Here is a 22,028-nt window from a genome sequence, read left to right as displayed (position 1 = left end):
ATGTTTTTTACCAATGATTCGTTTATTTCAGCTATTTCCAACTTTTGTATGACAGTCCAACCGTGGTCCGGCGCCCCCTTGGCCGCACCTACCCCTCTCTTTCACGCCGATCAAGGATAGACCATGCGCCTGCCTTTGCCGCTCGATCTGCCCGCTGCCCTGCAACCGCTGGTCACACGTAACCAACAGTCCCTGCGCGAGGCGATCGCCGGTCTCGATGGGCTGGACCTGGACCGTTGGAGCCCGACACAGCTGAAAGCGTTCGATCAGGTTGCCGCCGCCAGCGATTTCGTCCTGGAAGTGGCCCTGCGCGAGCCGGCCATGCTGTTCGACCTGCAAGCCAGCGGTGAGCTGGAGCGGCCTTTCGCCCCCGGCGAGCTGTGCGCTCGCGTCGCTGCCGCCGCCCAGGCCGCGCAGAGCGAGGACGAGCTGGCGCGCAACCTGCGCCGTGAGCGCAACCGCCAGCAGGTGCGCATCATCTGGCGCGACATCACCCGCCAGGCATTGCTGGGCGAGACCTGCCGCGACCTTTCCGACCTGGCCGACGCGTCCATCGACCAGGCCTACCAATGGTTGTACCCGCGCCATTGCCAGCAGTTCGGCACGCCCATCGGCAACCGCAGCGGCCAGCCGCAACATATGGTGGTGCTGGGCATGGGCAAGCTGGGGGCGGTGGAGCTGAACCTGTCCTCGGACATCGACCTGATCTTCGCCTTCCCCGAAGGCGGCGAGACCGAAGGCGTGAAGCGCTCGCTGGACAATCAGGAGTTCTTCACCCGCCTGGGCCAGCGCCTGATCAAGGCACTGGACCCGGTGACCGTCGACGGCTTCGTGTTCCGCGTCGACATGCGCCTGCGCCCCTACGGCTCGGCCGGTGCCTTGGTGCTGTCGTTCAATGCGCTGGAGCAGTATTACCAGGACCAGGGCCGCGACTGGGAACGCTACGCCATGATCAAGGCCCGCGTCGTGGCCGGCGACCAGGTGGCCGGCGCCCAGTTGCAGGACATGCTGCGCCCGTTCGTCTACCGCCGTTACCTGGACTTCTCGGCGATCGAGGCGCTGCGCACCATGAAGCAGCTGATCCAGCAGGAAGTGCGACGCAAGGGCATGGCCGAAAACATCAAGCTTGGCGCCGGCGGCATTCGTGAGGTGGAGTTCATCGCACAGGCGTTCCAGCTGATCCACGGCGGGCGCGACCTGAGCTTGCAGCAACGGCCGCTGCTCAAGGTGCTGGCCACCCTGGAAGGCCAGGGTTACCTGCCGCCGGCGGTGGTCGCCGAGCTGCGCGAAGGGTATGAGTTCCTGCGCTACACCGAGCATGCCATCCAGGCCATTGCCGACCGCCAGACGCAGATGCTGCCCGAAGACGACAAGGACCGCGCGCGGGTCGCCTATATCCTTGGTTTTGCCGACTGGCAGGGCTTCCACGCGCAGTTGATGCGCTGGCGTGAACGCATCGACTGGCATTTCCGCCAGGTGATCGCCGACCCGGATGAAGAAGAAGGCGAAGGCGAGCTGGTGGTCGGTGGCGAGTGGTCGCCGTTGTGGGAGCAGGCCCAGGATGAGGAGGCGGCTTGCCGCCAGCTGGAAGAAGCCGGGTTCCGCCAGAGCGCCGAGGCCTTGCGCCGGTTGGCAGCCCTGCGTGCGAGCCCGCAGTTGCGCTCGATGCAGCGCATCGGCCGCGAGCGCCTGGATGCCTTCATTCCGCGCCTGCTGGCCCAGGCTGTGGAGCACGAGGACCCGGACTTGGTGCTGGAGCGGGTGCTGCCGTTGGTCGAGGCCGTGGCGCGGCGTTCGGCCTACCTGGTGCTGCTCACCGAGAACCCGGGCGCCTTGCGCCGCCTGCTTACCCTGTGTGCGGCCAGCCCATGGATTGCCGAGCAGATCGCCCGCTTCCCGCTGCTGCTTGACGAACTGCTCAACGAAGGCCGCCTGTTCAGCCCGCCGTTGGCGCCGGAACTGGCATCCGAGCTGCGCGAGCGCCTTACGCGCATCCCCGAAGATGACCTGGAGCAGCAGATGGAGGCGCTGCGCCACTTCAAGCTGGCCCACAGCCTGCGGGTGGCCGCCTCGGAGATCACCGGCAACCTGCCGCTGATGAAGGTCAGCGACTATCTGACCTGGCTGGCCGAGGCGATCCTCGACCAAGTGCTGGCCCTGGCCTGGCGCCAGACCGTGGCGCGCCACGGTCAGCCCAGGCGCAGCGACGGCAGCCTGTGTGACCCGGGCTTCATCATCGTCGGCTATGGCAAGGTCGGTGGCATCGAGCTGGGCCATGGCTCGGACCTGGACCTGGTATTCATCCACGATGGCGACCCCCAGGCCGAGACCGATGGCGCCAAGCCCATCGATGGCGCGCAATTCTTCACCCGCCTGGGCCAGCGCATCATCCACATGCTGACCACCCAGACCAACTCCGGCCAGCTCTATGACGTCGACATGCGCCTGCGCCCCTCGGGAGCTGCAGGCTTGCTGGTGAGTTCGCTGGGCGCGTTCGAGCGCTACCAGCAGAACGAAGCCTGGACCTGGGAGCACCAGGCCCTGGTGCGGGCACGGGTGCTGGTGGGCTGCAAGCAGGTGGCGGCGGCCTTCGAAAGCGTGCGCGCGCGGGTGTTGGGCCGCCCCCACGATCTGGACAAACTGCGCGTGGAAGTGAGCGAGATGCGCGCCAAGATGCGCGACAACCTCGGCACCAAGAGCACCGCCGCAGGCACGGCCGCCAATGCCTTCGAGGCCGGCGTGCCCTTCGATATCAAGCAGGATGCCGGCGGTATCGTGGATATCGAATTTATGGTGCAATACGCCGCTTTGGCCTGGTCCCACGACCACCCGGCCCTGCTGCGCTGGACCGACAACATCCGCATCCTGGAAGAGCTGGAACAGGCGGGTTTGATGCCTGCCAGTGACGCGGTGCTGCTGCGTGAGGTGTACAAGGCGTTCCGCTCGGCCTCCCATCGCCAGGCGCTGCAGAAGCAGGCGGGGGTGATCGATGCGGCGCAGTTTGCCGATGAGCGCCGTGAAGTGCGGCGGATCTGGGGAGCGCTGGGGTTGACCTGAGATTGCCGGGGCCGCCTTGCGGCCCTTTCGCGGCGGTGCGGTTCCTGTAGGAGCGGCCTTGTGCCGCGAAAGGGCTGCAAGGCAGCCCCAAAAATCCATGCCTCACCACCGGTGGTACACTGTCCGCCACATAGCCTGAATATAAAGAGGGGAGGCCAGGCCGAAGCCGGGCCTCCCCGAGCGTTTCTGGACCAAGCATGAGAATACTGATCATTGGCCCCAGCTGGGTCGGCGACATGGTGATGGCGCAGACCTTGTTCCAGTGCCTGAAGCAGCAGCATCCCGAATGCGTGATCGATGTGTTGGCCCCCGAGTGGAGCCGACCGATCCTCGAGCGCATGCCTGAGGTGCGCCAAGCCCTGAGCTTCCCGCTCGGCCACGGCGCGCTGGAGCTGGCCACGCGTCGGCGCATCGGCAAATCGCTGGCGGGCCAGTATGACCAGGCGATCCTTTTGCCCAACTCGTTGAAGTCGGCATTGGTGCCGTTCTTCGCCGGCATTCCCAAACGCACCGGTTGGCGCGGCGAGATGCGCTTCGGCTTGCTCAACGATGTGCGCAAGCTGGACAAGGCCCGCTACCCGCTGATGATCGAGCGCTTCATGGCCCTGGCCTACGCGCCGGGCGCCGAGCTGCCACAGCCCTACCCGCGGCCGAGCCTGCAGATCGAGGCGCAGAGCCGTGACGCTGCCTTGGCCAAGTTCGGCCTGGCACTGGACCGCCCGGTGCTGGCGCTGTGCCCGGGGGCCGAATTCGGCGAGGCCAAGCGCTGGCCGGCCGAGCACTACGCCGAAGTGGCCGACGCAATGATCCGCCAGGGCTGGCAAGTCTGGCTGTTCGGTTCGAAGAACGACCATCCGGTGGGTGAGTCGATCCGCGACCGGCTGATCCCGGGTTTCCGGGAAGAATCCTATAACCTTGCCGGGGAAACCTCCCTGGCCGAGGCCATCGACCTGCTGTCGTGCGCCGATGCGGTGGTGTCCAACGACTCCGGCCTGATGCACGTGGCTGCCGCCCTGAACCGCCCGCTGGTGGCGGTCTACGGCTCCACATCGCCGGGCTTCACCCCGCCGCTGGCCGAGCACGTGGAAATCGTGCGCCTGGGCATCGAGTGCAGCCCCTGCTTCGACCGCACCTGCCGCTTCGGCCACTACAACTGCCTACGCCTGCTCGAGCCTGCGCAGGTGATCGCTGCGCTCACGCGCCTGGGCGGGCCTAACCTGATCGATGTCATGGCCGAGGTCGACTAAGTGCGGGTCCTGATCATCAAGACGTCCTCCCTGGGGGACGTGATCCACACCTTGCCGGCCATCACCGACGCCGCCCATGCCATCCCTGGTATCCGCTTCGACTGGGTGGTGGAAGAAGGCTTCGCCGAGATCCCCAGCTGGCATCCGGCGGTCGACCAGGTCATCCCGGTGGCTATACGCCGTTGGCGCAAGAACCTCTGGCAGACGCTCAAGAGCGGCGAGTGGAAGGCGTTCAAGCAGCGCCTGCGCGAGCGCAAGTACGATCTGGTGATCGACGCCCAGGGCTTGGTCAAGTCGGCCTGGCTGACCCGTTACGTCAAGGCGCCGGTGGCCGGGCTGGACCGTTATTCGGCGCGTGAAGGCTGGGCCAGCCGCTTCTATGACCGGCGCCTGTCGGTCGCGGTCGGCCAGCACGCGGTGGAACGGGTGCGCCAGCTGTTCGCCCTGGCCCTGGCCTACGATCTACCCGAAGGCCTTGGCCGCTATGGCCTGGACCTCGATCGTCTGCAACTGCCGCCCGCCGCGCCCTATGTGGTGTTCCTGCATGGCACCACCTGGGCCACCAAGCACTGGCCCGAGGCCTACTGGCGCGAGCTGGCCGAGCGTCTGGGCCGGCGCAACCTGCAGGTGCGCCTGCCCTGGGGCAACCCGGCGGAGAAGGCCCGCGCCGAGCGCATCGCCCAGGGCTTGAAGAACTGCGAGGTACTGCCCAAGTTGAACCTGGCGGGGGTTGCGCGCGTGCTGGCGGCAGCCAAGGCCTGCGTGGCGGTGGATACCGGCCTTGGCCACCTGGCGGCGGCGCTGGACGTGCCGACCATCTCGCTGTTCGGCCCGACCAACCCGGGCCTGACCGGCGCCTACGGGCGCAGCCAGGTCCACCAGGCCAGCGATTGGCCATGCGCGCCTTGCCTGCAGAAGAAGTGCACCTACAAACCGAGCGCCGAAGACTTGCGCCGGTTCGATCTCAAACGCGAGTGGCCGCTGTGCTTCACTCGCCTGAATCCCGAGCATGTGGCGAGCCGCTTGAGCGCGTTGCTGCTGGCTGAGGATGTTCGTTGATGCAACTGGCTTTCGTGCTCTACAAATATTTCCCCTTCGGCGGGCTGCAGCGCGACTTCATGCGCATCGCCCTGGAGTGCCAGAAGCGGGGCCACCAGATCCGGGTCTACACGTTGATCTGGGAGGGTGACATTCCACCGGGCTTCGAGGTGCTGGTGGCGCCGGTCAAGGCGCTGTTCAACCATCGGCGCAACGAGAAGCTCAGCGCCTGGATGGCCGCCGACCTTGCCAAGCGCCCGGTCGACCGCCTGATCGGCTTCAACAAGATGCCCGGCCTGGACGTGTACTACGCCGCCGACGGCTGCTTCGAAGACAAGGCCCAGACCCTGCGCGGCGGCCTGTACCGTCGCTGGGGCCGCTACCGGCACTTTGCCGAATACGAGCGCGCGGTGTTCGCCAAGGACGCCCGCACCGAAGTGCTGATGATCTCCGAAGTGCAGCAGCCGCTGTTCATCAAGCACTACGGCACGCCGGTGGAGCGTTTCCACCTGCTGCCACCGGGTATTTCCCAGGACCGCCGGCGCCCGGCCGACGCCGATGCGATCCGCGCCGCGTTTCGCAAGGAATTCGGCCTGGGCGATGATGACCTGTTGCTGGTACAGATCGGCTCCGGCTTCAAGACCAAGGGCGTCGACCGCAGCCTCAAGGCCCTGGCCGCGCTGCCCTCGACCCTGCGCAAGCGTACCCGGCTGATGGTGATCGGCCAGGACGACCCCAAAGTGTTCCAGTTGCAGAGCGCCACGCTCGGCCTGGGCGAGCAGGTGCAGTTCCTCAAGGGGCGCAGCGACATTCCGCGCTTCCTGCTCGGGGCCGACCTGCTGATCCACCCGGCGTACAACGAGAACACCGGCACCGTGCTGCTCGAGGCCCTGGTGGCCGGCCTGCCGGTATTGGTGTCCCAGGTGTGCGGCTATGCCCACTACATCGCCGAGGCCGACAGCGGCCTGGTGTTGGACGAGCCGTTCGAGCAGGAGCAGCTCAATCGCTATCTGCAGCGCATGCTCGAAGACGGCCAGGCCCGCGCCAACTGGTCGCGCAACGGCTTGGCCTTCGCTGACACCGCTGACCTGTACAGCATGCCGCAGCATGCTGCCGACGTGATCCTCGGGCAGGAGGCCGCATGAAGTTGATACTGGCCGAACCCTTCAAACGCCTATGGGCCGGGCGCGACCCCTTCGAGGCCGTGGAAGCCTTGCAAGGCGAAGTGTTCCGTGAGCTCGAAGGCCGGCGCACCTTGCGCACCGAGGTGGACGGCGAGGGCTATTTCGTCAAGATCCACCGTGGCATCGGTTGGGGCGAGATCTTCAAGAACCTGTTCAGCGCCAAATTGCCGGTGCTCGGTGCCGGCCAGGAGTGGCGGGCGATCCAGCGCCTGCATGAAGTCGGCGTGCCGACCATGACCGCTGTGGCCTATGGCGAGCGCGGCAGCAACCCGGCCACCCAGCATTCGTTCATCGTCACCGAAGAGCTGGCGCCGACCATCAGCCTGGAAGACTTCAGCCTCGACTGGGTCAGGCAGCCGCCGCCACCACGCCTGAAGTGGGCGCTGATCGCCGAGGTGGCGAAGATGACCGGCGGTATGCACCGTGCCGGGGTCAACCACCGCGACTGCTATATCTGCCACTTCCTGTTGCACACCGACCGGCCGGTGACGCCCGAGGACTTGAAGCTGTCGGTGATCGACCTGCACCGCGCCCAGACCCGTGCCAGCATCACCCGCCGCTGGCGTGACAAGGACCTGGCTGCCCTGTATTTCTCGGCCCTGGACATCGGCCTGACCCGCCGCGACAAGCTGCGTTTTTTGCGCGGCTACTTCCAGCGCCCGTTGCGCCAGGTGCTGGCCGACGAGGCTGCGCTGCTCGCCTGGCTCGAACGCAAGGCGCAGAAACTCTACGATCGCAAGCAACGCTATGGGGATGCGCTCTGATGGCGGGTTGGACACTGGCTCCAGGCTACGAAGGCCTGGCGGCGGATTTCGGCAGTCTGGATGCGGTGTTCGCCCTTCAGGGCGAACGCCTGACCCGCGACCCGCTCAGCGAAGTGGTGCGCATCGAGCGCGACGGGGTCAACTACTACGTAAAGCGCTACACCGGCGCCGGTAAGGCCTTGCGCCGCTATGTGGGCCGCCCGCGAATCAAGGCCGAGTGGCAGAACCTCAAGCAATTCGCCAAATGGGATATCCCCACCGCCGAAGTGGTGGCCTATGGCCTTGAGCGCAACGGCTTGGCCTTCGGCCGCGGGGCCATGATCACCCGCGAACTGCCGCGCACCGAGGACCTCTCGGCCTTGGCCGAGCGCAAGGACCCACGCCTGGCCGACCGCGCCTGGGTCGACCATGTCAGCCGCCAGTTGGCGCGCCACACCCGGGTGATGCACGCACATCGTTTCGCCCACAACGACCTGAAGTGGCGCAATTTGCTGGTGGACGATAACGCCACGGTGTTCTTCATCGACTGCCCCACTGGCGACTTCTGGCGCGGCTGTCGCGCGTGCATGCTGCGCCACCGCCTGATCAAGGACCTGGCGTGCCTGGACAAGGTTGCCAAATACCACCTGTCATCGACCCAACGCCTGCGTTTCTACTTGCAATACCGTGAACAGAAACGGCTCACGGCCAAGGACAAGCAGTGCATCCGCCAGGTGGTGAGCTTTTTCGAGGGAAGGGAATGACCGACTACCTGGCCAGCGCCGACCAGGCGCTGCTGCAACGTCATGGCTTGAACGACTTCGAGGCGCTGTGGGCGCTGCAACTGGATGCCGTGGACGAGCCCAACACCGGCCGTGGCGGCTGGAGCAGCGTCTTCCGCCTGGAGCTCGAGGGCAAGGGTTTCTACCTCAAGCGCCAGAGCGACTACCTCACCCGCACCCTGCACCGCCCCTTCGGTGAGCCGACCTTCGCGCGAGAATTTCGTAACATCAGCCGTTACCAGAAGCTGAAGATCCCCGCCTTGCAGGCGGTGTTCTATGGTGAACGCAAGGGTAACGGCCAGCACCGGGCCATCCTCATGACCCGGGCATTGGACGACTGGCGTGACCTGGACAGCCTGCTGGCCCAGTGGCCCCAGCTTGAAGCGGCCAGCCGCCTGGGTATCCTCCAGGCCTGTGGCCAGCTGGCCCGTACTCTGCACGCGGCAGGCCAGGTGCATGGCTGTTTCTATCCCAAGCACATCTTCCTGCGCGAACGTCGCGAAGGCTGGCAGGCTCAACTGATCGACCTGGAAAAGACCCGTCCGCTGCTGTTCGGCATGCGTGACCGGCTCAAGGACCTCGAGCCTTTGCTGCGCCGAGCGGGCGCCTGGAGCGAGGCGGATGTGCGCAACCTGTTGGCGGCCTACCTTGAACAGCCGGCAGACAGTACGCTGGTCGATAGCTGGCTGCAGCGCCTGGTGCGCCGCCGCCGTGAAAAGGAGGCGCGCTGATGCAACTGTCCGAACTGAAGAACGCTGGGCGCAACCCATCGCTACCCCTGACCGTGACGTTGGCCGACGCTGCCGGCAGTGCCGACCTGCAGCTGCTTAGCCTGCTGCGTGTGCTGCCGGGCCAGCGCTATGTCGGCGCTGGCATCTGGCGCGGCACACCCGTACTGGCCAAGTTGCTGGTGGGCAGCAATGCCGCCCGCCACTTCCAGCGTGAGCTGGAGGGCGTGAAGCTGCTGGCCGGCCAGGGTCTCACGACCCCGCAACTGCTGGCCGACGGCCTCAAGGAAGGCGAGGGCGGCTGGCTGCTGTTCGAATTCCTCGATGGCGCGCAGAGCCTTGCCGACGCCTGGGCCGATGTCGAAAACCTGCCGGTGCTGGCCGACGAGCAGCAACTGGTATTGGGCGAAGCGCTGGCGGCTGTGGCGCAGATGCACGCCAAGGGGCTGTGGCAGGAAGACCTGCACCTGGACAACCTGCTGCGCCATGGCGGCCAGCTGTACCTGATCGATGGCGCGGGTATCAAGGCCGAAGCCCCGGGGCAGCAGCTGTCGCGCCAGAAAGTGCTGGAGAATCTGGGCGTACTGTTCGCCCAATTGCCCAAGCGCCTGGAGCCGTTCATCGAAGAGCTGCTGGTGCATTACCTGCTGGCCAACGCCGAACATGCCTTGCCGCTGGAGGCATTGCAGAAGCAGATCGACAAGGTGCGCAACTGGCGCCTGAAGGACTACCTGGAAAAGGCCGGGCGCGAGTGCACACTGTTCAGCGTCGAGCGCAGCCTGTCCGGGTTGCGGGCGGTTCGCCGGCCTGAGCGCGAGGCCCTGTTGCCGGTACTGGAGCAGGCCGATGCGCTGATCGATGAAGGCCACCTGTACAAGACCGGTGGCGCGGCCAGCGTGGCGCGTATCGAGGTGGGTAGCCGCACCCTGGTGCTCAAGCGCTACAACATCAAGAACACCGCCCACTGGTTCAAGCGCTTCTGGCGCCCGAGCCGCGCCTGGCATTCATGGATCGAAGGCCACCGCCTGGAGTTCCTCGACATTCCCACGCCACGGCCGCTGGCAGTGCTGGAGCAGCGGGTGATGGGCCTGCGCAGCCGCGCCTACCTGGTGACCGAGTATGTCGACGGGCCGGACCTGATCGAGTGCTTCGGGCCCTACGTGGAAAGCGGCGATGCGCCGCAGGAGCAGGTGCAGGCCTTGGTGCACCTGATGCAGCAGCTGATTCGCGAACGTATCAGTCATGGCGACTTCAAGGGCCACAACCTGTTCTGGAAGGATGGCCAATGGTCGCTGATCGACCTGGATGCCATGTGCCAGCATGCCACCCAGCTGAGCTTCGCCCCGGCCTACGCCCGGGACCGGGCACGGATGCTGCGTAACTGGCCCAGTGGCAGTGCGTTGCATCGGCGGCTGGATGAGCTGTTGCCGCGGTTGGGCGAATAAACAAGGGGCGGCCCGGCAGCCCTTTCGCGGCGCAAGGCCGGGTGCGCCTGGTTGGTGTAGGAGCGGCCTTGTGCCGCGAAAGGGCCGCAAAGCGGCCCCTAGCCCCTCACTTCGACCACAGCCCCCGAAGCCCCAGCACCGCCGGTACCCCCAGCCCTACCCACGCCAGCACATCCCACCCGCCGTCCCCCAGCAAGGCGGCGAACAGCCCGCCAGCACCAAGCACGGCAATCACTACAGGCCAGGCAAAGATCCGCCGCGTCGGTTGCGACCTGTGGCTCATGCCGTCACCTCCCGAGCCTTGCGCTGCTTGCCCCACCACAGGTACACCCCGCTGCCGAGCACGATGATGGTCAGCACGTCGAGCACCGCCCAGAGAATCTGCATCGGCCGTCCGCCATAGTCGCCAAAGTGCAACGGTTGCGACAGGAGCATGGTGTCCATGTACCAGGGCCTTTCACCGACGGCCGTGACTGCCAGCGTGCGGGCGTCGATCAACACCGGGGTCAGCAAGTGCGACGTCAGGTGCGTGGCGCCTTTCATAAACACCGCATAGTGGTGCTCGCTGGAAAACCGTGTGCCTGGGAAGGCGATGAAGTCCGGCTGCATGCCAGGCGCGGCCTGGGTGGCGATGTCCAGCAGACGGCTGGCCGGCGCGCGCTCGGTGAGCGGCGGGGCATCGTGATAGGGGGCGACCATCGCGGCCAGGCTGTCGTTGCGCCAGGCGGCGATGACCAGGTCGGAGAGGGCACTGATCACACCAGTGACCCCAACCACCAATGCCCAGGTGAGGGTGACGACGCCGATCAGGTTGTGCAGGTCGAGCCAGCGCAGCCGGCGCGAGCGATCGTTGCGCACCGTCGCGAACTTCAAGCGGCGCATGAAGGGGGCGTAGAGGATGGTGCCGGAGATGATCGCCAGTACGAACAATACCCCCATGAACGCCAGCACCAGCTTGCCCGGCAGGCCGGCGAACATGTCCACGTGCAGGCGCAGCATGGTCATCATGAAGCCGCCGTTGGCTGCGGGCATGGCAACGGCCTCGCCGGTGCGGGCATCGAGCATGAAGGTATGCGACGAATTCGGCTCGGTGCCGGCCGTGGCAGCAGTGATGGCGATCACGCCGTTGCGATCGTCCTCGTCGTAGCCGAAATACTGCACCACTTCACCGGGGCGATGCGCCTGGGCCTTGAGCACCAGCTGCTGCAGGTCCAGGTGCGGGGTATCGGCAGGCATTTCACGCAGCACGGGGGCGTCGCCCAGCAGGTGCTCCAGCTCGTGGTGGAAGATCAGCGGCAGGCCGGTCAGCGCCAGCAACAGCAGGAACAAGGTACAGACCAGGCTGCTCCAGGTGTGGATCACCGACCAGCGGCGGATGGTTTGGCTTTTCATCGTGGTTTCCGAAAGGTGCTAGCGACGCAATCGCGGGACAAGCCCGCTCCCACAGACGGCATACACCCCACTTCTGTAGGAGCGGCCTTGCGCCGCGAAAGGGCCGCGCAGCGGCCCCCGTTACTCAGAACTTGTAGGTAGCGCTGGCCACGACGCTGCGCTGATCCCCGTAATAGCAGTAATACGCGTCACAGGTGGAGATGTAGTCCTTGTCCAGCAGGTTGGTGGCATTGAGCGCTACCGAGGCCCCCTTGAGGCTGTTGTCCAGGCGCCCGAGGTCGTAGTGCACGGCCGCATCGAACACCGTGTACGCATTGGCCTTGCCCAGCCAGGTATTGCCTTGATCGCCATAGGTATTGCCGGTGTAGCGCGCGCCGAGACCGATCCCGAAGCCGTCCAGCACGCCGGTGTGCCAGGTGTAGTCGGCCCACAGCGAGGCTTGTTGGTTGGGCATCAACTGCAGGCGGTTGCCTTTGTACAGGCCATCCTGCACTTCGGACTTGGCCAAGGTGTAGGCGGCGACCACCTTCAGGTTCTCGGTCACATCGGAGACGGCTTCGAGTTCGAGACCTCGCACCTTTACTTCGCCGGTCTGGCTGGTAACGGTCACGCTGCCCACGTTATTGGTGACCGAGACGTTTTTCTGTGTCAGGTCGTAGACGGCTGCAGACAGCAAGGTGTTGGAGCCTGGAGGCTGGTATTTGATGCCCAGCTCCCATTGCTTGCCTTCGGTCGGCTTGAACGACTCCACCGGGTCGGCCGAGGCATTGCTGGTCGGCTGGAACGACTCGGCATAGGACAAATAGGGCACGAAGCCCGAATCGAACACGTAGCTGATAGCTGCGTTACCACTGAAGTTGCTGTCGCGCTCGGTATTGGTGGCATCGCCCTTGTTGAAGAACGTGGTGCCGGTATGCACCCAGTCTTCGCGCCCGCCCAGGGTCAGGCGCCAGTTGCCGAGGGCCATCTGGTCCTGAATGTAGACGCCGGTCTGGCGGGTCTTCTGGTTGTAGTCGTAAAAGGCCGAGGAGCGTGGCGGGCGAGTGATCGACGCGCCGTACACTGGGTCGTTGACGTTGCTGTCCGGGACGTCGAAGCCGTAGATCGCCAAGTAGTTGGTATTGGTGCGCTGGTGGTCCAGGCCGATCAGCAGGGTGTGGCTGATGTCGCCGGTGTTGAAGTCGCCCTGGAAGTTGTTGTCCACGGCGAACTGGCTGATGTCTTCGTCGACATTGGTCGACATGCGTTTGACATTGCCCAGGTCGTCTACCGGCGGGTTGGATGCGTTGTAGGCGTTGACCGTGATCGTCTGGAACGCCAGGTCCGACTTGGTGTAGCGCAGGTTCTGGCGGAACTGCCAGACGTCATTGATGCGGTGTTCGAAAGCGTAGCCCAGCGCGTAATAGGTGCGGTCGTAGAACTCGTAGTTCGGGTCGCCCAGGTTCTTGTGGTGGGAGACCTTGCCGAACGGCATGTCGATCTTGGTGCCCTGGATCGGGCGGAACTGGCTGGTGACCCCGGTATCGTCGCGGGTGAACTGGGTCAGGAAGGTCAGGGAGGTGTCTTCGTCGATGTTCCAGGTCAGGCTGGGCGCGAGGTTGTAGCGCTTGTCGTCGACGTGGTCGATCTGCGTGCCACCGTCGCGAAGCACGCCACTGAGGCTATAGAGGAACTGGCCTTGGTCGTCGAGCTTGCCGGTGCTGGCGAAGTTGATCTGGCGGTGGTTGTCGCTGCCGTATTGGAGCTGGATTTCCTGGCGGCTTTCGGCCTGTGGCCGGCGGCTGACCATATCCAGCAAGCCACCCGGGGGTGTCTGGCCATAGATCGATGATGCCGGGCCGCGCAGCAGGGCGAGGCGGTCAAGGTTCCAGGTTTCGGCCTTGGGGTTGGCATACACACCGCGGGGCAGCGGCAGGCCATCAAGGAACTGGGTCGGCTCGAAGCCGCGCACACGCATCCAGTCATAGCGCTTGTCGCTGCCGAAACTGGCAGAGACGATCCCGGGCATGTAGCGCACGGCGTCATCGAGGCTGTTCACGCCGCGGTCGTCCATTTGCTGGCGGGTGGCGACGGAAATCGAGCGGGGCACTTCGACCAGCGCGGTATCGGTCTTGGTACCTGAGGCGGTGCGCGTCGCGACGTAGCCATCCACCGGGCCCCACGCCGTTTCGTAGTGGCTGCTGGCATTGATCGCCGTCTCCGGCAGCGCCAGGGTACCGTCGGGTGCGGCCACCAGGCTGTAGCTCCCGACGCTGCTCTGCTGCAACTGCAACCCGGTACCGCGCAGGGCGGCCTGCAAGGCGCCGAGGGCATCGTACTGGCCGCTGACCGGGGCCGAGCTGCGCCCGCCCACCAAGGCCGGGTCCAGGGCCAGAGCGATGCCGGCTTGGCTGGCGATCTGGTTCAAGGTACTGGCCAACGGGGCGCTGGGCAGGTCATAGGCACGCAGGGCCGACTGCTCGGCGGCCTGCAGGGCAGGGCTTGCAAGCGGGGTAGCCAGGGCGATGGCCAGGGCCATCAGGCTGGGGCGCAGGAAAGAATCAACGGCACGGGGCATGCAGCGGCTCCTCGACGGATAAGTGCTAGTTGCTTCCTTGCCGAGCGAAATTGGAAAAGTGACAGGGGGCTGTCGAAAAATGTGGAAGGTTGGGGTAATGCCAGTCAGTTAAGCCTTGTCGGTTGCTCTTGGGGCTGCTAGGCAGCCCATCGCCGGCAAGCCGGCTCCCATGGGGACAGTGCTGCCCGCAAGGCTGACGCGTTACTTGTGGGAGCCGGCTTGCCGGCGATGGGCAGAGCGGGTTACTTGGGGCTGATACTCACCCACCACGGCGTATGCCGCTCGATCTTCACCGGCAGCACCGGCATCAGCGATGCCAGGGCCAGATCGGTATCGGTCAGCGGGAAGCTGCCGGTCACACGCAGGTCGGCCACTTCGTCGGCAACGCCCAGGTGGCCGTTGCGGTAACGGCCCAGCGCTGCGACCAGATCGGCCAGGCGCACGTTGTCCACCACCAGCATGCCGCGGGTCCAGGCATCGGCGCCCATGGCCACCGGGTCGACCCGGCCGAGGCCGTCGGCGGTCATCAGCACTTGTTGGCCTTCGCGCAGGACCTGCTCGTCACCGCTGTTGGACGGCTTGGCGGCCACCGCCGCCTGCAGCACTTCAAGGCGCGTACCCTGGCTCTCGCGCTTGACCAGGAAGCGCGTACCCAAGGGGCGTAGGCGTCCGTCGTCGGTGCGCACCAGCAACGGCCGGGTGTCTTCATGGCCGGTTTGCACGGAAATTTCGCCCTGGTGCAGGACGATCAGGCGTTGCCCGCCTGCATAGTCGATGTCCACCGCCGTATTGGTGTTCAGGCTCAGCAGAGTGCCGTCTTCCAGGCGCAGCGTTCGCAGTTCGCCGGTGCCGGTGCGCTGGTCGGCCAGCCAGTACCTCGGCGACAGTGATGGCGCGCCGATGCCGAGCAGCAGCGCACCCACCAGCAGTATCCCGGCCAGGCCGCCGCCGAGCCCGCCCAGGCGCCTGCGCAGGCCTGCCCGCGATTGCAGCAGTGCTTGGCGGGCGGGGCCGGCGGCAGCGCTCACACGCTGGTCGAGCATGCCCAGCTGACGCCAGGCACGGGCGTGTTCCTCGCTGGCGGCAAGCCAGCGCAGGAATTCGTTGCGCTCGTCCGGCGTAGCGCTGCCTTCGTCCTGGCTCAACTTCCAGGCGATGGCCGCATCCAGGACCTTGGCCGAAACCGGCGCGTTGTTCACAGCGGCGCTCCATAGAGGGCCACGTAGCACTGGCGCATGCCCTGGGCGATGTACTGGCGCACGCGTGACACCGACACCCCCAGGCGTTCGGCGATCTCGCCATGGCCCATGCCGTCCAGGCGGTTATGCAGGAAGGCCGCGCGGGCCTTGCTCGACAGCTTGCCGAGCAGGCGGTCGATGGCCTTGAGGTCCTCGAGGACCAGGTGCTGCAGCTCAGGGGAGGGGTGTTCTGCCTCCGGCAGGCGTGCCAACTCTGCCAGGTAGGCCTGCTCCAGGGCGGCGCGGCGGAAGTGGTCGAACAGCAGGCCCTTGGCCACGGCGACGAGAAACGCGCGGGGTTCGCGGGGGGTGACCAGCTGCTCGCGGCCGAGCAGGCGCACGAAGGTGTCCTGGCTCAGGTCTTCGGCGCGTTGGCGGCAGGCCGTGCTGCGTTGCAGCCAGGCCAGCAGCCAGGCGCGGTGGTCACGGTACAGGGTACCGACCAGCTCGGCATGTGGGCTCTGCGCAGACGACAAGGAGCGTCCCCCGGAATGAATGCGTTAACTAACGATAATTATTCGCGATTGTGACAGGGCCGGGGCGCGGGGTGCAATTGACGCTTATCGGATAGCTTGGCGGCTCTCCCAGTAGGAGATTACCCAGCCCTTCGGGCTGCGCTGTCGCGCAGAGAACCAGCAGCTAGCGCAGCCCCCTGTGTGGGCTTGTCCCGCGATTAAGGACGAAGCCCTTGCCAGGCGACGGTGATATCCGGCCCGGCCCAATCGCGGGACAAGCCCGCTCCTACAGGGGAGGCGTAGGTTCTACAGGTCGTATTGGTGCGCCTTGCGCCGACGCCATTGTTGCAGGCGTAGGTTCAGTTGCAGGGGGCTGTCCAGCTGCTGGCGCCGGGCTTGGCTGAACAGGATCAGGGCCAGTTCGGCGGTGACCTGGGCATCGGCACTGGCATGGTGACGCTCTTCCACCTGCAGGCCGAAGCGCGCGATCCAGTCGTCCAGGCTGGCCTCGCGCAGCACGGTGTCGGGGTTGAGCATGGGGGCCAGCTCGGCCATGTCGAAGAACGGGTGTTGCAGGCGGTAGCCGAGGCTGTCCTTGAGCGCCCGGGCCAGCATGCGTTGGTCGAAAGGCGCGTGGAAGGCCAGCACCGGGCTGTCCCCGATGAACTCCAACAGATCGACCAGGGCGTGGGCCGGGTCGCAGCCGGCGGCCAGGGCGCTCGGGCCCAGGCCGTGGATCAGTACGCTGGCGTTGGTCTTCTGGGCCGGCCGGTGCAAGGTGCGTTCGAATTGCTGGCCCAGGTCGATGGCGCCGTCCTCGATGGCCACGGCACCGATCGACAATACCTGGTCGCGGTTGACGTTCAGGCCGCTGGTCTCCAGATCCAGCACCACCCAGCGTTGCTCGCGCAAAGACGATACGCCCAAGGTCGGCGCCTTGGGCAGGCGCGCGAGGCGCTGGCGCAGGGGGTTGTCCAGTTCCGGCAGGGCCGGGCGCAGCCAGGCGAGCAGGTTCATAGCTGGTACCGCAGGGCCAGGCTGCTTTGCAGGCGCTGGGCCTGGCGCAGGGACTCGCGCAGGATGCGTCGGTCCAGGTGGTTGAGGCTGTCCGGGTCGAGCCGGTTGGAGTAGGGCAGGTTGTCGCGGCTCTGGCGCTGGTGTTGCTGCATGCGGGTCTGCTGGATGAAGTGATAGGCCTCTTCGTACGCTGCGCCGTCCAGCGGGTCGATGATGCCGCGGGCCACCAGGTGGCGCAGGCGCTCGAGGGTATTGCAGGCCTTGATGCCATGGGCCAGGGCCAACAGCCGGGCGCCATCGACGAAGGGTGTCAGGCCTTGGACCTTGAGGTCCAGGGTGGCGGCCTTGTCATTGCCCTGGCGGGTCAGCACGAACTCGCGCAGGCGGCCTACCGGCGGGCGCTGGCGCAAGGCGTTGTCAGCCATCATGCGTTGGAAGATGCGGTTGTCGGCCACTTGTTCGAGCAGGGTACGGCGCACCTGTTCGCACCCGCTTTCATCGCCCCAGACCACGCGCAGGTCGAAGTAGATGCTCGAGCCGAGCAGGTTCTCTGGGCTTGCTTCGCGAATGAAGCCGCTGAAGCGTCGCGCCCATTCGCTGCGAGACAGGCACAACTCTGGGTTGCCGGCCATCACGTTACCCTTGCAGAGGGTGAAGCCGCACTGGGCCAGGCACTGGTTGATGTACTGCGCCAGTGGCAGCAGGCGGGCGCGAATCGCCTCGGCCTCGGCGCCATCGGCGGCCTCGAAGAGAATTCCGTTGTCCTGGTCGGTGTGCAGGGTCTGCTCGCGCCGGCCTTCGCTGCCGAAGCACAACCAGCTGAACGGCACGCCTGGGTCGCCCCGTTCGGCCAGGGCCAGCTCGATCACCCGGCACACGGTGTGGTCGTTGAGCAGGGTGATGATCTGCGTGATCTGGGTGGACGAGGCGCCATGGGCGAGCATGCGCTCGACCAACTGGCCGATCTCGCCGCGCAGCGACACCAGGTTCTCCAGGCGCGGGGCGTGGCGGATGGTGCGGGCCAGGTGCACCAGGTCGACCCGCTGCAGGGAGAACAGGTCACGTTCAGAGACCACGCCGCACAGGCGTTGGTTGTCCACCAGGCAGACATGGGCGATATGTCGCTCGGTCATGGCCATGGCCGCGTCGAAGGCGCTGGCCTGAGGGCTGAGGTAGAACGGCTGCGCCGTCATGTAGCGCTCGATCGGCGCGGTCAGCTCGGCGCTGGCATCGGCTACCACCTGGCGTAGGTCGCGCAGGGTGAAGATACCGATGGGGAAGCGCTGCGGGTCGACGACCACGATGCTGCCGACCTGTTGTTCATGCATCAGCCCCACGGCTTCACGCAAAGGCGTTTGCGGCGTGCAGACCACCGGGTGGCGCATGGCCAGTTCGCCCAGCGGGGTGTTTAGCGAATACTGCGTGCCAAGGGTTTCCACCGCACGCTGGCGCACCTGTTGGTTGACCTGGTCGAGCAGGCTGCTGACGCCACGCAGAGCGAAGTCGCGGAAGGGCTCCGAGAGGGAGAACACGCGGATGAACGCGCCCTTGTTCAGTTGCAGGCAGAACGTGTCTTCGCCTGCCAGGTGCTCGGTGCGGGTGGCCCGTTCTCCGAGCAGTGCGGCGAGCGGGAAGCATTCGCCGCTGGCGATCTCGAACGTGGTCTCCACGCCCGGCTTGGTCACGTGCTGGCGCTCGCCGACCACCCGGCCCTGCTTGACGATGTAGAAATGCTCCACCGGGCCGTCGGCCGGTTTGATGATGCTTTCGCCGCTGGCAAAGAACCGCAGCTGGCACTGCTCCACCAGGTAGGCCAGGTGGCTGTGCTCCATCTGGTTGAACGGCGGAAAGCGCTGCAGGAACTGCAGGGTGCCTTGGATGTTCTGCAGAACCGCCGTTCTGCCGGCCTGGCTGTAGGCGTCCTTCTTGCTCATGGAACTGACCGCTTGGGGGGCCGTTGCAGACCCTGTTGTTCTAAGGCTCCATGGTCGGCTGGCGGCCTTGCGGTGCCCATTGGACGTAAGTCTATAAGCTACGCTGCGCGCTGCCCGGAGGCGCTTGGGTGTCAAATAGACGACGAAAGGCAGTTTGCATAGCGCTGTTTTGCGGTCTCAACTTTAGTAACGGGATTTTTTTGACGAGAAGACCATGGCCGAGCATGACGAGATCCTCAGTGACGCCGAGCGCGAGGCCTTGGCCAGGGTGAGCGCGCCCCCTGCTCCGGCGCAGGTGGTGTTAGTGGTGGATGACGATGCCGCGACCCGTGAGGCCCTGTGCCTCTATCTGAAGGCCAAGGGTTTCGCGTGCCTGACTGCCGATGGCGCGCAGGCGGCGTTGGAGCAGCTCGGGCGTAATCCGGGTATCGGTGTGATGATCACCGATTTGCGCATGGGGCCGGAGGATGGCCTTGAGCTGATTCGGCAGGTGCGTGAGTCGGAGCGGGCGGCTCTGTCGATCATCGTGGTGTCGGGCGACACGGATGTGAAGGAGGCCGTGGATGTGATGCACCTGGGCGTGGTGGACTTCCTGCTCAAGCCGGTGGACCTGGGGAAGCTGGTGGCGCTGGTGAGGAAGGAGTTGGGAGGCCAGTGAGAGTGGGGCTGCTGTGCAGCCCTTTCGCGGCACGAGGCCGCTCCTACAGAGGTTGAGTGACCCCTGTGGGAGCGGCCCGTTGCCGATTACAGCCCGTTACGCGCCTTGAACTCGCGACGACGGCGGTGCAGCACTGGCTCGGTGTAGCCGTTGGGCTGCTTGGCGCCTTCGATCACCAGCTCGATGGCGGCCTGGAACGCGATGTTGTCATCGAAGTTCGGGGCCATCGGGCGGTACTGGGCGTCGCCGGCGTTCTGCTTGTCCACCACTGCGGCCATGCGCTTGAGGCTTTCGAGCACCTGCTCCTGGGTGACGATGCCATGGCGCAGCCAGTTGGCCAGCAACTGGGCGGAGATGCGCAGGGTGGCACGGTCTTCCATCAGGCCGACGTCATTGATGTCCGGCACTTTGGAGCAACCTACGCCCTGGTCGATCCAGCGGACCACGTAGCCGAGGATGCCCTGGGCGTTGTTGTCCAGCTCGTTGCGAATCTCTTCGGCCGACCAGTTGGTGTCGGTCGCCAGCGGGATGGTCAGGATGTCGTCCACCGAGGCCGGTGCGCGCTTGGCCAGCTCGCGCTGGCGCGCCTGCACGTCGACCTTGTGGTAGTGCAGGGCGTGCAGGGTGGCGGCGGTCGGCGACGGCACCCAGGCGGTGTTGGCGCCGGCCAGCGGGTGGGCGATCTTCTGCTCGAGCATCGCGGCCATCAGGTCAGGCATGGCCCACATGCCCTTGCCGATCTGGGCGCGGCCTTGCAGGCCGGTGGCCAGGCCGATATCGACGTTGTTGTTCTCGTAGGCGCCGATCCACTTCTCGTTCTTCATGGCGCCCTTGCGCACCACGGCGCCGGCTTCCATGGAGGTGTGGATTTCGTCACCGGTACGGTCGAGGAAGCCGGTGTTGATGAACACCACGCGCTCGGCGGCTGCCTTGATGCAGGACTTGAGGTTGACCGTGGTGCGGCGCTCCTCGTCCATGATGCCGACCTTCACGGTGTTGCGTGCCATGCCCAGCAGGTCTTCGACGCGGCTGAAGATCTCGGCGGCGAACGCCACTTCCTCAGGGCCATGCATCTTCGGCTTGACGATGTAGACGCTGCCGGTGCGGGTGTTCTTGCGGGTGGTGTTGCCCTTGAGGTTGTGCAGGGCGATCAGGTTGGTGAACAGGCCGTCCTGGATACCTTCGGGGATTTCATTGCCTTGTGCATCGAGGATCGCCGGGTTGGTCATCAGGTGACCAACGTTGCGCACGAACAGCAGCGAACGACCGTGCAGGGTGACGGTGCCGCCAGCGGCCGCGGTGTACTCGCGGTCAGGGTTCATGGTGCGGGTGAAGGTCTTGCCGCCCTTGGTCACGCTCTCGGACAGGTCGCCTTTCATCAGGCCCAGCCAGTTGCGGTAGACCACGACCTTGTCGTCGGCATCGACGGCGGCGACGGAATCTTCGCAGTCCATGATGGTGGTCAGCGCCGATTCCATCAGGATGTCCTTCACGCCGGCGGCGTCGGTGCTGCCGACCGGGGTGCTGGCATCGACCTGGATCTCGAAGTGCAGGCCGTTGTGCTTGAGCAGGACCGAGGTTGGCGCGGCGGCGTCACCACGGTAGCCGATCAGCTGGGCATCGTCGCGCAGGCCGCTGTTGCTGCCACCCTTGAGGGCGACGACCAGCTTGCCGCCTTCGATGCGGTAGCCGGTGGAGTCGACATGGGAGCCGGCCGCCAGCGGCGCGGCTTCGTCGAGGAAGGCGCGGCCGAAGGCGATGACCTTGTCGCCACGGACCTTGTTGAAGCCCTGGCCTTTCTCGGCGCCGCCTTCGTCGCTGATGGCATCGGTGCCGTACAGCGCGTCATACAGCGAGCCCCAGCGGGCGTTGGCGGCGTTCAGGGCGAAGCGGGCGTTCATCACCGGCACCACCAGCTGCGGGCCGGCCATGTGGGCGATCTCTTCGTCCACGTTCTGGGTGGTGGCCTGGAAATCGTCGGCTTGTGGCAGCAGGTAGCCGATTTCCTGGAGGAAGCGCTTGTAGGCTACGGCGTCATGGGCCTGGCCTTTGCGCGCCTGGTGCCAGGCGTCGATCTTGGCTTGCAGTTCGTCGCGCTTGGCGAGCAGGGCTTTGTTCTTTGGAGCGAGGTCGTTGATGATCTTTTCCGCACCCGCCCAGAACTGCTCGGCGACGATGCCGGTCCCTGGAATGGCTTCGTCGTTGACGAAGTCGTACAGGACCTTGGCGACCTGAAGGCCACCGACTTGAACGTATCCAGTCATTGCTTGCCTCACTCTGCTCAGCTATTTCGCTCTTCTGTATTAAGCCTGTAGCGCTTCTCTAAACACGGCACCAGTACTTGCCCTCGTGTACGAGCGCGGCTGGGTGCGGCTCGCCAGACGGGCCGGCGGGCGGGTTGCGTATTTTCACAGGCGCCTTGGCAGACATCCAAACGACGTTTTGTAGTCCGCGCCGCGGCATACTACATGAAGCAGTAGGCGGGGTGAAATCAGACTAAAAGCGTCGTTGTGCGACCAACAGATCGCATAGGGTCACGCTGGGAGACGTTAT

At 65.6% G+C, this 22,028-nt stretch carries 17 protein-coding genes; 9 read left to right on the top strand and 8 right to left on the bottom strand.

All coding sequences use genetic code 11. The features are described from left to right. Positions 1-123 precede the first annotated feature (123 nt). From glnE to ACNFG0_RS03605, 8 genes are all read left to right on the top strand, one after another. Entirely contained in the window at positions 124-3,057 is a 2,934-nt protein-coding gene (gene glnE / locus ACNFG0_RS03640; RefSeq protein ID WP_416764031.1) for a bifunctional [glutamate--ammonia ligase]-adenylyl-L-tyrosine phosphorylase/[glutamate--ammonia-ligase] adenylyltransferase, read from the top strand. Between the two features lie 197 nt (positions 3,058-3,254). Beyond that, positions 3,255-4,304: a lipopolysaccharide heptosyltransferase II gene (gene waaF, locus ACNFG0_RS03635; protein ID WP_416764030.1), complete on the top strand. Its 1,050-nt coding sequence runs from the start codon at positions 3,255-3,257 to the stop codon at positions 4,302-4,304. Continuing rightward, entirely contained in the window at positions 4,305-5,363 is a 1,059-nt protein-coding gene (waaC, locus tag ACNFG0_RS03630) for a lipopolysaccharide heptosyltransferase I (RefSeq protein WP_196154458.1), read from the top strand. Beyond that, entirely contained in the window at positions 5,363-6,487 is a 1,125-nt protein-coding gene (locus ACNFG0_RS03625; protein WP_416764029.1) for a glycosyltransferase family 4 protein, read from the top strand. The genes waaC and ACNFG0_RS03625 overlap by 1 nt, the downstream gene beginning before the upstream one ends. Next, on the top strand, positions 6,484-7,290 hold the full coding sequence (gene rfaP, locus ACNFG0_RS03620) for a lipopolysaccharide core heptose(I) kinase RfaP (protein ID WP_196154457.1): 807 nt from the start codon (positions 6,484-6,486) through the stop codon (positions 7,288-7,290). The genes ACNFG0_RS03625 and rfaP overlap by 4 nt, the downstream gene beginning before the upstream one ends. Further along, positions 7,290-8,033 (top strand): lipopolysaccharide kinase InaA family protein, encoded by a 744-nt coding sequence (locus ACNFG0_RS03615; protein WP_196143975.1) that lies wholly within the window; start codon positions 7,290-7,292, stop codon positions 8,031-8,033. Before rfaP ends, ACNFG0_RS03615 begins: the two co-directional genes overlap by 1 nt. After that, entirely contained in the window at positions 8,030-8,782 is a 753-nt protein-coding gene (locus ACNFG0_RS03610) for a lipopolysaccharide kinase InaA family protein (RefSeq protein ID WP_416764028.1), read from the top strand. Before ACNFG0_RS03615 ends, ACNFG0_RS03610 begins: the two co-directional genes overlap by 4 nt. Further along, a complete protein-coding gene (locus ACNFG0_RS03605; RefSeq protein ID WP_196165795.1) occupies positions 8,782-10,224 on the top strand; it encodes a lipopolysaccharide kinase InaA family protein in 1,443 nt (480 codons plus the stop codon). The genes ACNFG0_RS03610 and ACNFG0_RS03605 overlap by 1 nt, the downstream gene beginning before the upstream one ends. A 106-nt stretch (positions 10,225-10,330) precedes the next feature. On the opposite strand, the gene ACNFG0_RS03600 is transcribed toward ACNFG0_RS03605, so the two are convergent. From ACNFG0_RS03600 to ACNFG0_RS03570, 7 genes are all read right to left on the bottom strand, one after another. Then, complete coding sequence (locus tag ACNFG0_RS03600; protein ID WP_196143978.1) at positions 10,331-10,507, bottom strand: hypothetical protein; 177 nt, start codon at positions 10,505-10,507, stop codon at positions 10,331-10,333. Then, complete coding sequence (locus tag ACNFG0_RS03595; RefSeq protein ID WP_196165796.1) at positions 10,504-11,616, bottom strand: PepSY-associated TM helix domain-containing protein; 1,113 nt, start codon at positions 11,614-11,616, stop codon at positions 10,504-10,506. The genes ACNFG0_RS03600 and ACNFG0_RS03595 overlap by 4 nt, the downstream gene beginning before the upstream one ends. A 124-nt stretch (positions 11,617-11,740) precedes the next feature. Further along, complete coding sequence (locus ACNFG0_RS03590; protein ID WP_416764027.1) at positions 11,741-14,173, bottom strand: TonB-dependent siderophore receptor; 2,433 nt, start codon at positions 14,171-14,173, stop codon at positions 11,741-11,743. A 242-nt stretch (positions 14,174-14,415) separates the two neighbouring features. Further along, complete coding sequence (locus ACNFG0_RS03585; protein ID WP_416764026.1) at positions 14,416-15,372, bottom strand: FecR domain-containing protein; 957 nt, start codon at positions 15,370-15,372, stop codon at positions 14,416-14,418. Then, on the bottom strand, positions 15,369-15,887 hold the full coding sequence (locus ACNFG0_RS03580) for an RNA polymerase sigma factor (RefSeq protein ID WP_196143982.1): 519 nt from the start codon (positions 15,885-15,887) through the stop codon (positions 15,369-15,371). Before ACNFG0_RS03580 ends, ACNFG0_RS03585 begins: the two co-directional genes overlap by 4 nt. A 285-nt stretch (positions 15,888-16,172) precedes the next feature. Further along, positions 16,173-16,883: a PolC-type DNA polymerase III gene (locus ACNFG0_RS03575; protein ID WP_416764025.1), complete on the bottom strand. Its 711-nt coding sequence runs from the start codon at positions 16,881-16,883 to the stop codon at positions 16,173-16,175. Continuing rightward, positions 16,880-18,817 (bottom strand): DUF294 nucleotidyltransferase-like domain-containing protein, encoded by a 1,938-nt coding sequence (locus ACNFG0_RS03570; protein ID WP_416764024.1) that lies wholly within the window; start codon positions 18,815-18,817, stop codon positions 16,880-16,882. Before ACNFG0_RS03570 ends, ACNFG0_RS03575 begins: the two co-directional genes overlap by 4 nt. 214 nt (positions 18,818-19,031) lie before the next feature. Here ACNFG0_RS03570 and ACNFG0_RS03565 point away from each other — a divergent pair, with 214 nt between their 5' ends. Further along, a complete protein-coding gene (locus ACNFG0_RS03565; RefSeq protein WP_196154449.1) occupies positions 19,032-19,475 on the top strand; it encodes a response regulator in 444 nt (147 codons plus the stop codon). An 86-nt stretch (positions 19,476-19,561) separates the two neighbouring features. Here the strand turns inward: ACNFG0_RS03565 and ACNFG0_RS03560 are convergent, their stop codons facing one another. Then, entirely contained in the window at positions 19,562-21,739 is a 2,178-nt protein-coding gene (locus ACNFG0_RS03560; protein ID WP_196154448.1) for a malate synthase G, read from the bottom strand. Between the last annotated feature and the right edge of the window lie 289 nt (positions 21,740-22,028).

It is taken from the genome of Pseudomonas sp. NY15372 (assembly GCF_048068215.1).
Classification (GTDB): Bacteria; Pseudomonadota; Gammaproteobacteria; order Pseudomonadales; family Pseudomonadaceae; genus Aquipseudomonas; species Aquipseudomonas guariconensis_A.
Note: the sequence above shows the minus strand (reverse complement) of the source record. Positions and strands in the feature narration are given on the sequence as shown.